Origin of the sequence: Synechococcus sp. PCC 7335, from assembly GCF_000155595.1 — a bacterium.
In the GTDB taxonomy this organism is placed as follows: domain Bacteria; phylum Cyanobacteriota; class Cyanobacteriia; order Phormidesmidales; family Phormidesmidaceae; genus Phormidesmis.
The window spans coordinates 1-15,326 of the sequence record NZ_DS989904.1; the positions used below are offsets into that span (position 1 = coordinate 1).

The 15,326-nt window shown below is 47.8% G+C and carries 13 protein-coding genes, 1 tRNA gene and 1 pseudogene; 11 read left to right on the top strand and 4 right to left on the bottom strand.

All coding sequences use genetic code 11. The features are described 5' to 3' along the window. Both tilS and S7335_RS00010 read right to left on the bottom strand, forming a co-directional pair. A partial coding sequence (tilS, locus tag S7335_RS00005; protein ID WP_006453490.1) for a tRNA lysidine(34) synthetase TilS occupies positions 1-696 on the bottom strand: 696 nt, incomplete at its 3' end. A gap of 73 nt (positions 697-769) precedes the next feature. Next, entirely contained in the window at positions 770-1,876 is a 1,107-nt protein-coding gene (locus S7335_RS00010) for a hypothetical protein (RefSeq protein ID WP_006456910.1), read from the bottom strand. Between the two features lie 585 nt (positions 1,877-2,461). On the opposite strand from S7335_RS00010, the gene minC reads away from it, so the two are divergent. The 5 genes and pseudogenes from minC to S7335_RS00035 all read left to right on the top strand — a co-directional run bounded on the left by minC (position 2,462) and on the right by S7335_RS00035 (position 6,851). Further along, positions 2,462-3,376 (top strand): septum site-determining protein MinC, encoded by a 915-nt coding sequence (minC, locus tag S7335_RS00015; RefSeq protein WP_006453431.1) that lies wholly within the window; start codon positions 2,462-2,464, stop codon positions 3,374-3,376. Between the two features lie 8 nt (positions 3,377-3,384). Next, positions 3,385-4,182, top strand: coding sequence for a septum site-determining protein MinD (gene minD, locus S7335_RS00020; RefSeq protein ID WP_006454327.1), 798 nt, complete (start codon positions 3,385-3,387; stop codon positions 4,180-4,182). 112 nt (positions 4,183-4,294) lie between these two features. Then, a pseudogene (gene minE, locus S7335_RS28685) lies at positions 4,295-4,555 on the top strand (cell division topological specificity factor MinE); the annotation flags it as partial. Positions 4,556-5,151: 596 nt separating this feature from the next. Then, a complete protein-coding gene (stpA, locus tag S7335_RS00030; RefSeq protein WP_006455238.1) occupies positions 5,152-6,435 on the top strand; it encodes a glucosylglycerol 3-phosphatase in 1,284 nt (427 codons plus the stop codon). 203 nt (positions 6,436-6,638) lie between these two features. Beyond that, positions 6,639-6,851 carry a hypothetical protein gene (locus tag S7335_RS00035; protein WP_006455745.1) on the top strand — a complete coding sequence of 71 codons (213 nt, stop codon included), beginning with the start codon at positions 6,639-6,641 and terminating at the stop codon, positions 6,849-6,851. Between the two features lie 180 nt (positions 6,852-7,031). Here the strand turns inward: S7335_RS00035 and S7335_RS00040 are convergent, their stop codons facing one another. Further along, complete coding sequence (locus tag S7335_RS00040) at positions 7,032-7,499, bottom strand: hypothetical protein (RefSeq protein WP_006456884.1); 468 nt, start codon at positions 7,497-7,499, stop codon at positions 7,032-7,034. Positions 7,500-7,724: 225 nt separating this feature from the next. Here S7335_RS00040 and hetZ point away from each other — a divergent pair, with 225 nt between their 5' ends. The 3 genes from hetZ (at position 7,725) to S7335_RS00055 (ending at position 11,829) form a co-directional block, all read left to right on the top strand. Continuing rightward, positions 7,725-8,828, top strand: coding sequence for a heterocyst differentiation protein HetZ (gene hetZ / locus S7335_RS00045; RefSeq protein WP_006454124.1), 1,104 nt, complete (start codon positions 7,725-7,727; stop codon positions 8,826-8,828). Positions 8,829-9,369: 541 nt separating this feature from the next. Then, positions 9,370-10,089: a hypothetical protein gene (locus S7335_RS00050; RefSeq protein ID WP_157620031.1), complete on the top strand. Its 720-nt coding sequence runs from the start codon at positions 9,370-9,372 to the stop codon at positions 10,087-10,089. Between the two features lie 507 nt (positions 10,090-10,596). Continuing rightward, positions 10,597-11,829, top strand: coding sequence for an aspartate aminotransferase family protein (locus S7335_RS00055; RefSeq protein WP_050765930.1), 1,233 nt, complete (start codon positions 10,597-10,599; stop codon positions 11,827-11,829). 26 nt (positions 11,830-11,855) lie between these two features. Here the strand turns inward: S7335_RS00055 and S7335_RS00060 are convergent, their stop codons facing one another. Continuing rightward, positions 11,856-13,082 carry a DNA replication/repair protein RecF gene (locus S7335_RS00060; RefSeq protein ID WP_038015289.1) on the bottom strand — a complete coding sequence of 409 codons (1,227 nt, stop codon included), beginning with the start codon at positions 13,080-13,082 and terminating at the stop codon, positions 11,856-11,858. Between the two features lie 39 nt (positions 13,083-13,121). On the opposite strand from S7335_RS00060, the gene S7335_RS00065 reads away from it, so the two are divergent. The 3 genes from S7335_RS00065 to S7335_RS00075 all read left to right on the top strand — a co-directional run bounded on the left by S7335_RS00065 (position 13,122) and on the right by S7335_RS00075 (position 15,122). After that, positions 13,122-14,414, top strand: a complete 1,293-nt coding sequence (locus S7335_RS00065; RefSeq protein WP_157620033.1) for a glycosyltransferase family 2 protein — start codon at positions 13,122-13,124, stop codon at positions 14,412-14,414. Between the two features lie 103 nt (positions 14,415-14,517). Then, positions 14,518-14,589: transfer RNA gene (locus S7335_RS00070), tRNA-Gln, on the top strand. A gap of 146 nt (positions 14,590-14,735) precedes the next feature. Next, on the top strand, positions 14,736-15,122 hold the full coding sequence (locus tag S7335_RS00075; RefSeq protein ID WP_157620035.1) for an Npun_F0494 family protein: 387 nt from the start codon (positions 14,736-14,738) through the stop codon (positions 15,120-15,122). Positions 15,123-15,326: the final 204 nt, after the last annotated feature.

The following is a 15,326-nucleotide window of genomic DNA, read 5'->3' on the forward strand; positions in this document are numbered from 1 at the left end:
CAAATATGGCATTAGCTCCAGGCGAATCCGATTACGCCGAAAGTTTAGATCCTGATTACTGCTATCTATCCACACAGGAATGTGCTGATCTTGGCAAAAATGAGCGGTTTCGGCGCGAGTAAAATCCAGCAAGGGCCTGACTAAGGTAATCGCTTGGGACTGCTTTATATCTAGATTGTCACCCTGAGCTAGGCACGCAGCTAGGCTCAGAGGCCTTGTCCATCTAAGGGTGCCTAGGCCATCGGTGCCTGCTCCTCTGATTAGGTTATAGAGGACAGTTTCAGCGCGATCGCTCTTTGTATGGCCTGTCACCACGTGGCTATAGCCCTGTTCCCTAGCAACTCGTTCGAACACCTCATAGCGCCATCCTCTAGCGGCTGCCTCGGTTTTGGCTAGCCCCTTGGCAAGTTCTATTCGGACGGGTATCTGCCACGCCTCAGCTAACTTCACCACATGCGCCGCATTTTCAGTCGAATCTGTTCTCCAGCCATGGTCACAATGAATCCATCCCAAAGACCAGTACCATTTAGAGCTTAAGTCACTCAGCAGCCGAGCTAAACATAGTGAGTCTTGCCCTCCTGAGACAGCAATCAAAATATGGCTATCTTTAGGGAGCAAGCGCTGCTGACGCAATAGAATATGCAGCTTGGCGTGAGCTGCTGACCAGCTAGCTGAAGTGCCTGTTGTAGGAGTCACTGTGCTCCTGCTCTAACTCTGAACGCTAAGTATAGACAGTGGAGGTTCACCGTCTGCACATCTATCAACTGCATTAGTCTGCTTTGGTCACATCGTCTTGAATCTCAGCAGCTGTCTGCTTCATTTGTTCAGTAGCTTCGTTGATACGCTGTTTTGCCCGCTGCAGCCAGTTTTCACTACTATCTACAGGACTAGCCGACTCTCGAATTTCGCTACGTGATCTGCCTAAATCCTCTCCAACAGTGCCCTTAGAATCAAAATCGATACTTTCAGCCTCTGACTTGTAAGCGCCAGATTGCGGAACATTGCTAGCATTAAGCATATCGCCATGAATACTGTTCACGCTGCTGTCGAGAGCTGGAGATTTGATAGGCGTTGAAACGTCCTGCGCACCAACTGATGAAGCACCCTGGATATCAGCTGACCCAAAGGTTACTGGGCGTAGCGTCTTGGCATTAGTTGTCCTGCCTGACTTTGTTTCATATTGCTCACTATCCACAATCACAGTATCAGCAGACAACTTTTCTTCAACAGGTTTTTCTACAACTGGTCCGCTATCGGCCCCACTCTCAGGCGCAGCGGTGATAGGAATACCTGGCTTAGGAACCTCTGGATGAACCGAACCAGCATCAGGTGTCAGGTCGTGAGTAATACCACTATCAAAACCACTGATGATTCGATCGCTTTGATCAAGATCCAAATCAGTCCCTAGGGTGTCACTAACTTCCTCATCATCGGTGCGCTTAGCTGCGGCCCAAATCAATAGGGCCAGACCTGCGAGCGGCACTAGCAGCCACCACCATCTCCCTCGCTCAGCTAGTGGGTCGCTAGCACCACTCGACTCCACATCACTATCTATGGCTGGAACTATTGTTGGTATAGCGACATCGCCAGCAGTTTCACCAGGTTCAAGCTCAGCACCTAAGACCCCCTCTGTCCCTTCTGTAAGTAAATTACCGCTCGTATCAATCAGGTCACCTTCTGCGTTGACCAAAAAGCCTGCTGAATTGATCAAGTTACCCTCAGCATCAACCAGCTGGTTGCTAGCCTCAGCCTGGATTGGGGTGGTCTGTGATAGGGCTGGCAGTGTCTGATTGAACACCGTCGTCAGCTTGGTAGGAATAGCACAGGCGATTAGCGCCACGATTGCTAGAACTGGAACTCTTTCGTGATGAGCCATTATTCCGATGATGCCTCCGGTGCGTTTCGGTAGCCTTTAAGACTTTGTAGCCCTCGAAATACCTAAGCTCTAGATACCTAAGTCAAGTAGCTAGGTAAAGCAGGTGTAATCGACTGTGATAGCTAATCAACTGAGATAACTACGTGCGATAACTATGAACATACAGCCTAAGACAGCCTTATTCGATACTGCCTGATTTTATGTTTCCGTTAAACATAATGATTGTTTCAAGGCTTTGGTAGGGCTACCTATTTCAGCTTCACACCTCTTGTGATGTCTTGTCGGGATTTTAGTCGAAACGTTAGATAACGCGATCGCCCCTTCAAGGCTCCCTCTACCTAAAGCTTCCTAAAGCTCCGTTTATTTATAGATAACTCAAATAGATAGATTAAGATAGCGACATCGAAAAGATATCAACTCGTTTTGATAAATCTAGGTATATTTAGTCCGCGCTATGTTCCATAAAGCAATAGTGTTCTAAGATAGCCAGTGTTCTAAGATAGCCAGGTCTTGTGGCTTGGTAAGTAGGGATGTGTCCCTATCTCATTTGAGCTAGAACATATCGGCCATAAGGTGTGTCGGCAGATGGTTCCAGATTTTTCTTCTCAGAGTAGCCAGGAATCTGAGGAGATTGACTTTAATAACTTCATATTGGAAATTGAGCCAGAGCCGGCGTCGGCAGAGGGTTCACCTGCGTCAGTCGAAGGACAGATAAAGGCAGAAGGCAATCCCAATTTACAGGTACACTTCAAGAGTGAGAATGGTCGGCTGCTGCTGGTTTTGCCGCCAGCGCCCGAAAAAAGCCGTAATCCAGTTTACTGGGAGGAACTTAGGCAGCAGTTAAAGGGGCGCATTAGTGGCAGTGAGCGGTTTTTGCAGCCACATACCCCTGTCCATCTGATTGCACGTGATCGCCTACTAGACAGTCAGCAAATACAAGAGATAGATGGTTTGCTAAGCGACGCGCAGCTTCCACTCAAGCGAATCTACGCTAGCCGCCGTCAGACTGCTGTTGCCGCCGCTACTGCTGGATACTCAGTAGAACAGCAAACTACCCTCAATTACCTAGGGCAGGGACAAGAAGCCTCCCGCCAGGCAATGGACGAACCACTATACATGCAAAGCACCTTTCGATCTGGCGTGGAAGTGCGGCATCGAGGAACCGTCATAGTGTTGGGTGATGTCAACCCTGGTAGCTCTATTGTGGCTGAAGGCGATATTTTTGTCTGGGGACACTTGCGCGGAGTAGTGCATGCCGGCGCGCAGGGCAACAGCCAATGCCGCATCATGGCACTACATATGCAGCCGACTCAGCTGCGTATTGCCGACAAGGTGGCGCGATCACCTGACAACCCACCTGCTCAATACCAGCCAGAGGTGGCCTATATCGGTCCTGATGGCATCCGAATAGCCCTAGCCTCCGAGTTTGCCCTTGCTGACTTAACTGACTCAGGAAACACCCCAGGCCCCCTCCCAGAGACCACCCCAGAGACCACCTAAGAGAATTCATGAGCCGCATTATCGTTATGACCTCCGGTAAAGGAGGCGTTGGTAAGACAACCTGCACAGCAAACATAGGTATGGCCCTAGCAAAAGCGGGGCAGCGTGTTGCTGTAGTCGACGCCGACTTTGGCTTGCGGAATCTGGATCTGCTGCTAGGTCTGGAAAATCGCATCGTCTACACTGCCCTAGATGTGCTCGCCGGAGAGTGCCGCCTCGACCAAGCACTCGTTAAAGATAAGCGACAGCCAAATCTAGCTCTGCTGCCTGCCGCTCAAAACCGTTCAAAAGAATCTATCAAACCAGAGCAGATGAAGCGCCTGATCAAGGCCTTGACCAAAGTCTATAATTTCATCTTGATTGACAGCCCTGCGGGTATCGAAATGGGCTTTCGCAACTCGATCGCGGCTGCTCGTGAAGCGATCATCGTCACTACGCCAGAGATCTCGGCAGTTCGCGATGCTGATCGCGTCATTGGTCTGCTAGAGGCCAACGACATCAAAACAATCCGGCTTGTGATTAATCGATTGCGACCGACGATGGTCGCAGCCGATCAAATGATGTCGGTTAAAGATGTCCAAGGTATTCTATCTATTCCGCTACTAGGCGTCATTCCTGATGACGAACAGGTGATTGTTTCTACCAATAAGGGAGAGCCTTTAGTACTAGACGAAAATCTTTCTCAAGCTGGAATAGCGTTCACAAATGTTTCCCAGCGTTTGCTAGGCGAGAAAGTGCCCTTGATGGACCTAAGTGTCCAAAAAGAAGGGTTCTTGACGAAGTTCAAACAATTGTTTGGGGGATAGAGTTGATAGTGCGATCGCCCTTTTTCCAAAAACCTCTTGACAAACGTATAGCTCCCAATCGGCCGCCACTCGCTGGCATCGACATCACGGTGACACTCTTATGGCAATTCCTATTATCAGCGACCTACTAGAAAAATTCTTTGGGCCACCAGAAGACTCCCACAGCCGCGACGATGTCAAAAGAAGGCTTAAGTTTGTGCTAGCTCATGATCGCTTAGCCCTAGATCCTCAGACGCTAGAAATGATGCGTCAAGAGATTATCGCTGTTGTCTCTCGCTACGTAGAGATCGATTTTGATTCACTAGAATTCTCTCTAGGTACAGATCAGCGGATGACCACCCTAACCGCTAACTTACCTATTCGTCGTATCCGCTCTGTCAACCGTGGTCTAGGTGAGCCTATAGATTTAGAGGTGCCAGCTAGCAACGTCGAGCTGACCTCTCAGTCCGAGACAAAAGCAGCAGGTGCCACAGTTGATAAAGTCGCACCACAAAAGCTTAAGGAAGAAAATCTCAATGAGTCTGATTTAAACAACCAATCGCTAGATATCGATCGAACTGAAACGAGCAGTGAGCCAAACTTACCAGATAATTCCAACTCTAGTGACTCAGAGGTTAGTGACTTAGAGCTTAGTGATTCAGAACCTAACGATCCAAGATCAGGTGATTTGAGCAGCAATTTAGAAGTAGATAATTCAGCCTTAGATGATTCAGCCTTAGATGATTCGGAGCTTAATCAGTCAAAGCGCGAGATATCAAAGTTAGATGATTCAAGCTCAAGTAATTCAGAACTAGACAATCTAGCCAGTGAGCTTCCCAACCAGAAAGGCAAACCAGAAGAAAATAACCAGGCCAAAGAATCCACTCATGAAGTCTCGGATACATCGATTTTAGAAGCATCGGACGAAACTACTATGAGTAAGGTTGAGCCCAGGAACAACGTAGACGTCGGATAAACGGCACGAAATCAATGCTACATCACCAAACAGTTTCCTTAGATCATGCTGCTTTAGCAGACTATTTAGGCCAAAGCGAGAACTTACTAATCATTCAAGATCTAGACGGCGTCTGTATGCCTTTGGTGAACGATCCGCTGAATCGGACCCTTGGCAAAAGCTATCTAAGCGCAACAACACAGTTCGATGAGCATTTCTTCATATTGACCAACGGTGAGCATATCGGCCAGCGCGGACTACAAACTATCATCGAGAGCGCAGTCGGTGGCGCAGCCGTAGCAAAAGAACAAAGGCTTTATCTGCCAGGACTAGCAGCTGGCGGTGTGCAATGGCAAGATCGTAGTGGCGAAGTCAGTCATCCAGGGGTTGATCAAACTGAGCTAGATTTTCTAACGGAGGTGGCTGAACGCATTGAACGGACGCTAGACGATTTTTTGAAGGCACAGCATTCTTTCTCAGAAGCTGAACGAACACGACTTGTAAAGGCATCTGTTTTAGATAACGTCGCTTCGCCAACTGCGAACCTTAATTCTCTCTACCAGGCAATAGTAGGTGAGTTAGAAACTACCCATAGCTCAGATATCGATCGGTTTGTTCAGCTTCAGCAGCATATTGTGACTTTAATGGAAGAACTGTTGCAAGAAGCAGAAGCCGCTGGACTAGCCGATCAGTTCTTCGTTCACTATGCACCAAATCTTGGGCGCGACGGATTTGTTCACGAGGCAGTCTGGTTTGCCGATGCCCAAACGGCAGGTACGACCGATTTTCAGTTCATGCTGCGAGGCGCGGTTAAAGAAGCTGGGGTGCTGTCACTGCTAAACCACTATTTCTTCGTACATACTGGGCATTACCCATTAGGGGTAGATTTCAACGCCAGACAAGCACCGCGATCGCTCGATGACATGCTCAAGCTAGTCGTTCAAAATTTTGAGCGATCGCTTATGCCTACGATTGTAGGGGTAGGCGATACAGTGACTAGTCAGGCCGTAGAACAAAATGGCAAGCTAGAATTCAAGCGAGGGGGAAGCGATCGCAACTTTCTTCAGCTCATCCAAAACATTGGTCAAGCTACCGAAACACCAACGCTGCAGGTATTCGTCGATAGCAGCGGCGGCGAACTTCGCAATCGTCGCCCAGTCAAACTAGGTACTAACAACGAAGGCAGTCCTATCGTATTAGATGGAATTGGCGATCCTAGAGACGAAAGCGATCCATTGACAATCAACGTAGTTTTTCCAAACGGACCAGAAGAGTACTGCCAAATGTTTCAGAGTGCGGCTGGTAAACGAAAAAAATGAGGTTGGGCGAAATATAGCGTCTCTCAATCACCCAAAATCTAGATCTCGGGGATCTAGATCAATAAGTGAAGGCCTCATAGAATAAAGTGTTGAGTGGCTCACAGATTATGTACAGTAGATGGCTTCCCCGATATGTACTTAACATCCCTGCACATCGCTTATGATATCTTTAAACAAGTAGAGAAAAGTATTATCAAGCCACCATGGAAAATAAAACGAAGCTTGTCCCTGTAGAGTCTAATACCACCTCTACTGAACTTGATAGCAAAATCCTCGGCGTCAGCGCTACTCGATACTACAAACCAGAGCCTCGGCTGGGTTTTACGCCCTACGCTGAGCTATGGAACGGACGCTTAGCGATGGTTGGCTTCTTTGTGGCACTAATCTTCGAACTTATATCAGCTCACGCTCTCTAAACAAATCCATCCCCATTGATGGCAATGCGCAGCAAGCATACTCAAAAGGGCTGCGCCTACGTATCATTGCTGTGCGCTTTACATCGTACGGCAGGGACTGCAGCCTTTGGGGGTGTAGTCAGCAAAGTGCGAAAGGCTATACGTATCAAGTACATCTTGGGCTAAGCCCCAAGCTCCCTTCTAAGCAATATCTGGAGGAACTTGCCTTCTTGCATGTTGCGAAAGCCTACTATGAAACATTGCCTTGATATCATCGCGGCGTACCTCTATGGCCTGGTCGCGAGCCTCAGTCTCTATAAAAATTAAACTATCGACCGGGGTGATAGAGGGAAGCTGAAACAGCAGTTGTGCAACAGGCACAGGAATTGCCATCAGATTGGGGGTGCTAGCTGCTAGCTTATCTCCAGCCGCACTGCTCAACGAAGGGTAGGCGTAGATCACTCTCTTTGACTGAGTAGGATTGTCTTTGTGGGCAATCGTTGCCTGTAGCCACTGCCTGTTTGCAGTCTGCAGAATGTAGTACTCCAGATGCTGAAGCTGACTAGCAATATTAGAAATGATAGGTGAAACCACCTGAATAGCTTTCCTGAGATTAGCTTCTGATGGAGCATCCTCAATCAACTTTTGTAGCTGCCGGTCAATAGTCATAGAAACTCATAGAAAGAGCAGCCATGGAAAAGGCGCAGGAAGATCACGTCTAACGAAATTTAATACTTATATGAAAATCTAGTCAGGCTATCTAGAAGAATGTTTGGAAACCTAAGCGATCTGTCTATTCTCATAACTGGTGGTGCTTACTCATTATAGATCTCGGACTATATAGATAGGGATCTTATCGAAAGGTCAACCATCGGGAATCAAGTATAGCTGGTAGTGAAAACGCTTTTTGAACGACTTTCTGAGGAGCTTAGTGTAAAAACTAACGCTTCAATTCGACACTGCTATGAAGTTGCTAAGCGTATTGAGAAAGAAGCGCGTCGTATCTGCATGGAAAGTCAGAGGATCCAGAACTCCGGCGACATAGAAGGTTGGGCAAACAATCTAGCCGGCATTAGACTGACGCAGTGCTTGAGATACGCCGATCTAGGATCTACTAAGGGGCGAATAGAGCTACACAGCAGCTTAAGTGCAATTATCTATCGCTACATAACACCACCCCAAGTTCAGGCTAGCTATCAAGCTCGCATTTTGTTAATAGAAGACTTCTTGCAAAACTTTTATGCGGAAAGTATCAATGCTTTTAGACGTGAGAACGAAGTTGCTCTCACCTACCGACCTCGATCTTTGCTAGAGCTAGCTGAATATATGGCCTACACAGAGCGTTATGCCAAACGTCGAATTCATCTTTCCAAAGGTCGTAGTCAGCAATTGATTATCCTGCGCGCGCAAACCTTCTCAAAGAAACAGCCACCAGAAACCGCAGTAGATATTCAGCAAACCATTGAGGGCACAGAGACAGCCCGTCCTCGAACGGCATCTTCTCAGCGTCTGCGTGAGGAGCTATTGACTGATAAGAGCCGCTTCGAGGAAGAAGAGACAATCAGAGAGCAGGTAGTCGATCAGCTGATGAATTATCTAGTAGCAAAAGGTCAGTGTGACTGCGCTGACTATTTCGCCCTCCGTTTAAACGATCTACCTACTCACAAGATAGAAGATATTCTGCAAATCACCTCTCGAGAGCGAGACTACTTGCAGCAGCGATTCAAATATCATTTACTAAAGTTCTCTTTTGTACACAGCTGGGAACTTGTTCATGAATGGCTAGGGATAGAGCTATGTCAGAATCTGGGACTAACTCCTTACCAGTGGACACACTTTCGGACTGAAATAAACTCAATCCAAGCAGAGATTCTGACACTGAAGCAGAAAAAGCACAGCGATCAGGAAATTTCTAATCAGTTGAACATCACATCAACTCAGCTAAGAAAACAGTGGTTCAATCTATTAGAGAAAGCCTGGGATATTCGAAACGTATAAAAAACTCATTCTCCACTTTTGTTCGCCCTGCCATAGTAATCGATGAAAATTGATTCAAATAGCATTTTCAGTATGCTTTTATAGCCAGTGCGAGATCCTTTCTTTACACTTGCAATACCATGAAGAAACGACTTTGCATCTGCTAAACAATCCGGTTTGAAGGCCAACTCACATGAAGCCTAAAGACAACACATGATTTACTCTATCTACCAACAAGAATAAGGAATACCTTTACTTGTGAAGTTCTAACCTATTGACATCCTCATAGTAGAAATTCCCCTAGTAGAGAGGTATTCGCTCTGGGCACCTTCATTATCTTCAGACTTTCTGTTGCCTTAAGCGGTGCTTTGGATTAGACAGGTTCTTTTAGACAGCTCAGTTAGCTAGCTACGGAGACACCCACGCTTTGCAAGAACGTTTCCATTCTCTAATCAAACAACATTTAATGTTGGAATACGCAAAGAAGCCGCCTCTTTTTCCTTGGGAGTCGGAGCTATGTGAGTACCCAACGGAGGCTGACCTTGCTAGTGCAGATAGTGCTATGTCGACAGACGAAGCGATCGCGCTATGGAAACAGCATCTGAGTTCACTCGACGTGCCTAAACTGTTACCGGAGTCAGTACTCAGTGCTTTAATCAGGCAATGTCAAAATATCATCCGACCACCCGCCCAGCGAGGAATTCAATTGGTTCGCGTGGTTGAACCATTCTTTCCCGTTCAGAACAGTACATTAGAGTCCATTGCCAATATCGTCCTAGCACCGGTCTATCGTTCTGACAATGAGACCAAAGCCGCTGTGCTAGAGCAAATCACTAAGCTAGCTAATGATTATGATTCTGCTAGTGTAGAACAGCAGATTGCACTGCTGATGATAGCGGCTCAAGAAATGCTGGAGGCGATGACGCTATCGCTGTCTAAGCAAAAGCCTGAAGACACCCGAGAGTGGATAACGGCTCACGGTATGATGAGACTATCTACCAAGTACATAGCAACCGCTAAAAACCGGCTCACGATCACTGCTATGCTACCGAAAGCCGGTCATTTGCGACTACTGTGCAATGGCAGTGTGGAAAAGCAGACATTTTGCTCGCAGCCTGATTTGCTAGCGTTAAGTTGGCATATACCTAACTTCGAGAAGACTTATCTACTTGAAGTCTTCTTAGATACTGAAGATACTGAAAAAACAACCCTGAACTTTGTAGTCAGACTCGAGTCGTCCGACGATGAAGAGCTACCAGGACCTATGTCCTTCAGCTCGTGATTTCGTAGGGTTCGTCATAGAACTAGTCTTGCAACATCGCCTTTGCAAAGAAACTGTTCCGCTATCTCTCTGAGAGTAATCCCAGTAAAACTCAGGATGTAGTCAGAATGAGGAGAGTACTTTCCTTAATTGTGTTTTCTCAACTGAGATCTTCGCCTTGATAAGGTCTGATCCGGTCTACTAAAGCAGACTTTTTTCCACAGTAGGAAAACTATTGACCTTCTATCGCGTACGGCATCAGTAGCTAGTTATCAGCTCGACCAATTGTTAGCGTCTGTTTATATATGACGATGAACAGCTCCTTTCACGAGCTGTTAGGAGTATCGCTGCTGACAGAAGTAGCGTTACAATCGTTACCTGCAATTAGCGTTTGTCGCGATATCGTTGAACGCAATTCTATTGTCAAAGATAGCGCCGACGTTTGTTCCCTTTGAAATTCCTATTCTTTAAAAATTGCCGACCATGACGTCTCAAACCTTAACGCCCGCAGCTTCACCGGCTTTCTCTATGCCAGAAAAACCTGGCTTTGAATCAACCGAATTTGACCAAAATGTGATGGCGACCTATGCTCGCTTTCCAATTGCGATGGAGCGCGGCGAAAGATGTCGTCTATGGGATTTGGAAGGGCGTGAGTATCTTGATTTTGTAGCGGGCATTGCTACTTGTGCGCTGGGTCATTCTCATCCGGCGATGATCAAAGCGGGAAATGCGCAATTGCAGAAGCTTCAGCATGTCTCGAATCTGTATTACATTCCTGAGCAAGGAGCACTCGCACAGTGGCTAATTGATCATTCTTGTGCCGATCGCGTATTCTTCTGTAATTCAGGTGCAGAAGCGAATGAAGGCGCTATTAAGCTGGCCCGCAAGTATGGACACACTAAGCTAGGAATAGAAGCGCCTATCGTAATTACGGCGAAATCAAGCTTTCATGGGAGAACGCTAGCCACCGTCACGGCGACCGGACAGCCTAAGTATCAGAAGAACTTCAACCCCTTGATGCCTGGATTTTACTATGTGCCGTACAACGATATAGAGGCGTTGAAAGCCGCTATAGAAGAGCTTGATGCCGACCAGCGTCAGGTTGCGGCTGTGATGCTTGAGCCGATGCAAGGGGAAGGCGGTGTTTGTCCTGGTAATCCCGTGTATTTTAAGCAGGTGCGGCAGCTCTGTGATGAGCTAGGGATTTTGCTGATTCTAGATGAGGTACAAGTAGGGATGGGCCGTACAGGTAATCTGTGGGGCTATCAAACGGTCGGGGTAGAACCTGACGTATTTACCTCTGCTAAGGCGCTAGGAGGCGGTATTCCGATTGGAGCGATTCTGACGAAGAGTCACTGCGATGTGCTGCGCCCTGGGGAACATGGAAGTACATTTGGGGGAAATCCCTTTGCCTGTGGGGTGGCCATGGCGGTATGTCAGACACTAGAGCAGGAGAATGTGCTAGAGAATGTGCGATCGCGTGGCAAACAGCTCAGAAAAGGGCTAAAGGCGATCGTTAATAAATACCCGAACCTATGCAAAGGCGTTCGAGGCTGGGGCTTGATTAACGGCTTAGTTTTAAACCCGGATAGCGATATTGCCGCGATCGATATTGTCAAAGCCGCACTTGAAAAAGGACTGTTAGTTTTGCCAGCAGGAACACAGGTAGTTCGACTCGTTCCACCACTGATCGTGACCGCGGATGATGTGGATAAAGCGCTTAGCCTGATTGATGAAACATTAGCAGGCCTCTCCAAGTAGGATCGCGCCAGGTCTCTAGCTAATTTCTAGTAGCCAGTTTCTAGCAGTGCACCCTGATGAACCGTCAGAATCTGTGACTGCTCAAGCCATTTGGCATCAAAGGCACCAAGATGAGTCGTTGTAATCAGGGTTTGAAATCGATCTTCAATCGTTTCTAGCAGCTGATTTTGACGCTTGAGATCTAGTTCAGCTAATACATCATCTAGCAATAGCAGCGGTGGTTCACCAATCACCGCTTCAATCAGCTCTAGTTCTGCTAGCTTTAAGGCGAGAACCAAAGTTCTTTGCTGACCTTGCGACCCGTACTGGCGAGCGGGCGTGTGATTAATCGAAAAGTCAATATCGTCTCGATGGGGACCAGCGAGTGAGGTGCGCTGATGATATTCGGCGATCGCTCGCGATTTTATCTTTTCAAAGAAAACCTGTTGAATATGATCAGGATCGTCAAGCTGCGCGTCTTCTACTGAATCCTTTTTAGGGTCTTTCAACAACAGCGTCTCTTCTGTCGATAAGCCTGCTTCTGTCGATAGACCTGTTGTAGAGACAGTCGTAGAAATATTGGGCTGATAGGTAATCATCAATTGCTCTGCATCACCGCTAATCGCTCGGTGCCAGGCCTGAGCCAATGGAATCAAACGCTGTAGCCCGCGCGATCGACGCCTGATCACTCTAGTCCCAGCTGCCACCAGCTGCGCATCCCACAGCGCCATTTGCGTAGAGTCGAAAGGCTGACTATTCTCTTCATCAGTGTGCTGTTTGATAAAAGCGTTACGCTGTTTTAGAACCTGATTGTATTGCTGCAAAATATAGGCATAGACAGGCTCTAGCTGAGTCAGTAGCGTGTCTATCCAGCTGCGTCGCTCGCCGGGTCCACCGCGCACCAAATCGATGTCTAGACTAGAAAATTGAACTGCGTTGAGAGAGCCTAGGAAATCTTGCTGACGCTTGAGCGTTTCACCATTGAGGATAGTGGCTCTGCGCCCGCCGTTACGTAGAACTAGATTGAGTTCACTAGGGCCAAGCTCTTTTTGAAGCTGGGCTTTGATATGGGCGGTCTTTTTGCCTTCTCCAACCAAGTCGCGATCACGACTCGTTCGATGGGATTTCAAGGTTGCTAGCAACTCCACTGCTTCTAGCAGGTTAGATTTTCCCTGGGCGTTATCTCCTAGCAGAATCGTCTTGGGTGCGCCAAAAGCTACAGATTGGCTGCTGTAGTTGCGAAAGTTCTGCAAATAGAGGTGCTTAAGGAACATGCTCTTCAGTTTAGAGTAAGCGGGAATAGCCAAGTGCAGATGCGTGGCAAAATCAGCGGGAGTTTCAAAGCATTGTTCAAAGCATTGATAGAAGCGTTAGGACGGTGGGGTATCGAAGGGTGGGTTGATCCCTGGTTGGGACTATGGAGTCTACTGTTCGCGAGCTGCGTTGCAAACTTAGACTTTCATCGGCGCTTTCAAAACTCTATTCGCAGTGCGCCTCGACTTGATCCGCTAGAGGGCTTTCCGACCAAGCTACCAAGTGTGAGTGTCATTATCCCGGCTTATAACGAGGTAGACAACATCGCAGAGTGCATGGAATCAGTACTGGCAAATGCGCTACCGGATGGTTCACAGATGAAGCTGATTGTGGCAGATGATGAGTCGAACGATGGCACCCAACTGGTCGCAGACAAGATTGCTGAAAACGACGGTCGAGTGAAGGTGCTCACGGTGCTGCCGCGCCCTACTGATCAGCCCTGGCGCGGTAAAAACTGGGCCTGCGTGCAGGCAGCTAAGGAAGTGGAAGATAGCGAATATGTCTTGTTTATTGATGCGGATGTCCGGTTAGGTGAGAATGCGATCGCCTGCGCCTTAACTAACGCTCAAACCTACAATAGCGATCTCCTTAGCTGTGCTCCTAAGCTTATCTACGGATGCTTTTCAGAGTGGCTGGTTCAGCCCCTAATGGCGCTACTGATTGCAGTCGGGTTCAGCTTTGAAGGTGTAAACGACCCGCAGCAGCTTGATAAGGCAGCAGCAGCAGGACCATTTATGCTGTTTCGGACAGCCGCATACAAAGAGATTGGTGGACACGCAGCCGTTGCCAGCATTGCAGTAGAAGATTTTGAACTCGCGAAGGTAATCAAAGCAAGTGGGTTTAAACTACGCTACGTCCTAGGGACTGATGCTGTGAGCGTTCGGATGTATCGTTCGTTCGCAGCTCTATGGGAAGGATGGACAAAAAATTTCTATATCGCTGGGGGACGCAATCCATTTTTGACAGTGGCTTCATCTGTTGTGATCGCTCTTCTTTTTGTGGTGCCCTGGCTTGGCATTGCAACCAGTCTACTGGGACTTGCTCTAGGTGCGCCCGCTGCTAGCATCGCACTGGGGCTTTCGGTTTTGGCAGTGGCGCTTCAGGTGTTTATGCGCCTGGCATCGGCTCGAACCATTGATGAGCCACCAAGATATCTGTATTTAAGCTGGTTAGGAGGAGGGATTATCAGCGTGATTGCCCTCGTTTCGATGATCAAAACAGAGACAGGTTGGGGATGGACTTGGAAGGGGCGATCGCTCGCCGCAAAGGCATCTCCAATCGCCGAAACTTAGCAGAAAATCTGTGGTGGGCTGCATCTTTTACGAGCCTTAGAAATATCTCGATCCCCTTGCAGCAAACCGTGCAGCCGATGCTACAATACTCAAGCGAAAGCGATGGGGTGTCGCCAAGTGGTAAGGCAGCGGGTTTTGGTCTCGCCATTCCTAGGTTCGAATCCTAGCACCCCAGCTCTATAATCTAAGCCGTTCCTAGTCAGTGCCTCTCTAGTGGTTCTTGCAGCCAGGAGCGGCTTTTGTACTACATAGCTCCTTTATTAGACAGCTCCTTATTTAATCAATCATTAGATGGAAGGCACTCAAGCTAAAAGTACAACGATGCAGTATTCTGCTGCGGTGATGCGGCGTGCCGAAAGGGCCGTACGGTGCTCTCCCTTTTATCTAAAGCTACTGGCGGCGATGCGCGACCACAGTGTCAGCGTACCTACTATTGCAGAGGACAGTGGTGCTATCAAAGGCTATACGCAGAAGCCACTTACCGATGTCTCAACCGAAAGAGAACTTATGTGGCTTGCCTCAGTTGGCATCTTGCGCCGAGAGGTCGATGGCCAAGGTCTAACAGATAGCTTTCGACTGACTCCTTTGGGCCGTCAGCTTGTGGAAGATTGGCAGAACAACGGCTGCATAGAGAAAAGGGCTTCTATCGCTGACTCCCTCCAAAATGCTGTTATTCGATGGCTGAGGCTACCGGACTGGCTAGTTTGATGCTAAACGTTGATTTAGTGAACGTATTCACTGCATGTGACCCTGGCCAGTGTGAGTAGCTTCGAAGTATCTATTGACGTATCTAGTGATGCGTAAATATACGTAACTATTACCCTAAGTATTAGAACAAGCATCAGATTGTTCCTTTTTTCCGGCTCACGATGACCAAGTTTGGGTAATGTGAGGGATGTAGAAATAAACGAG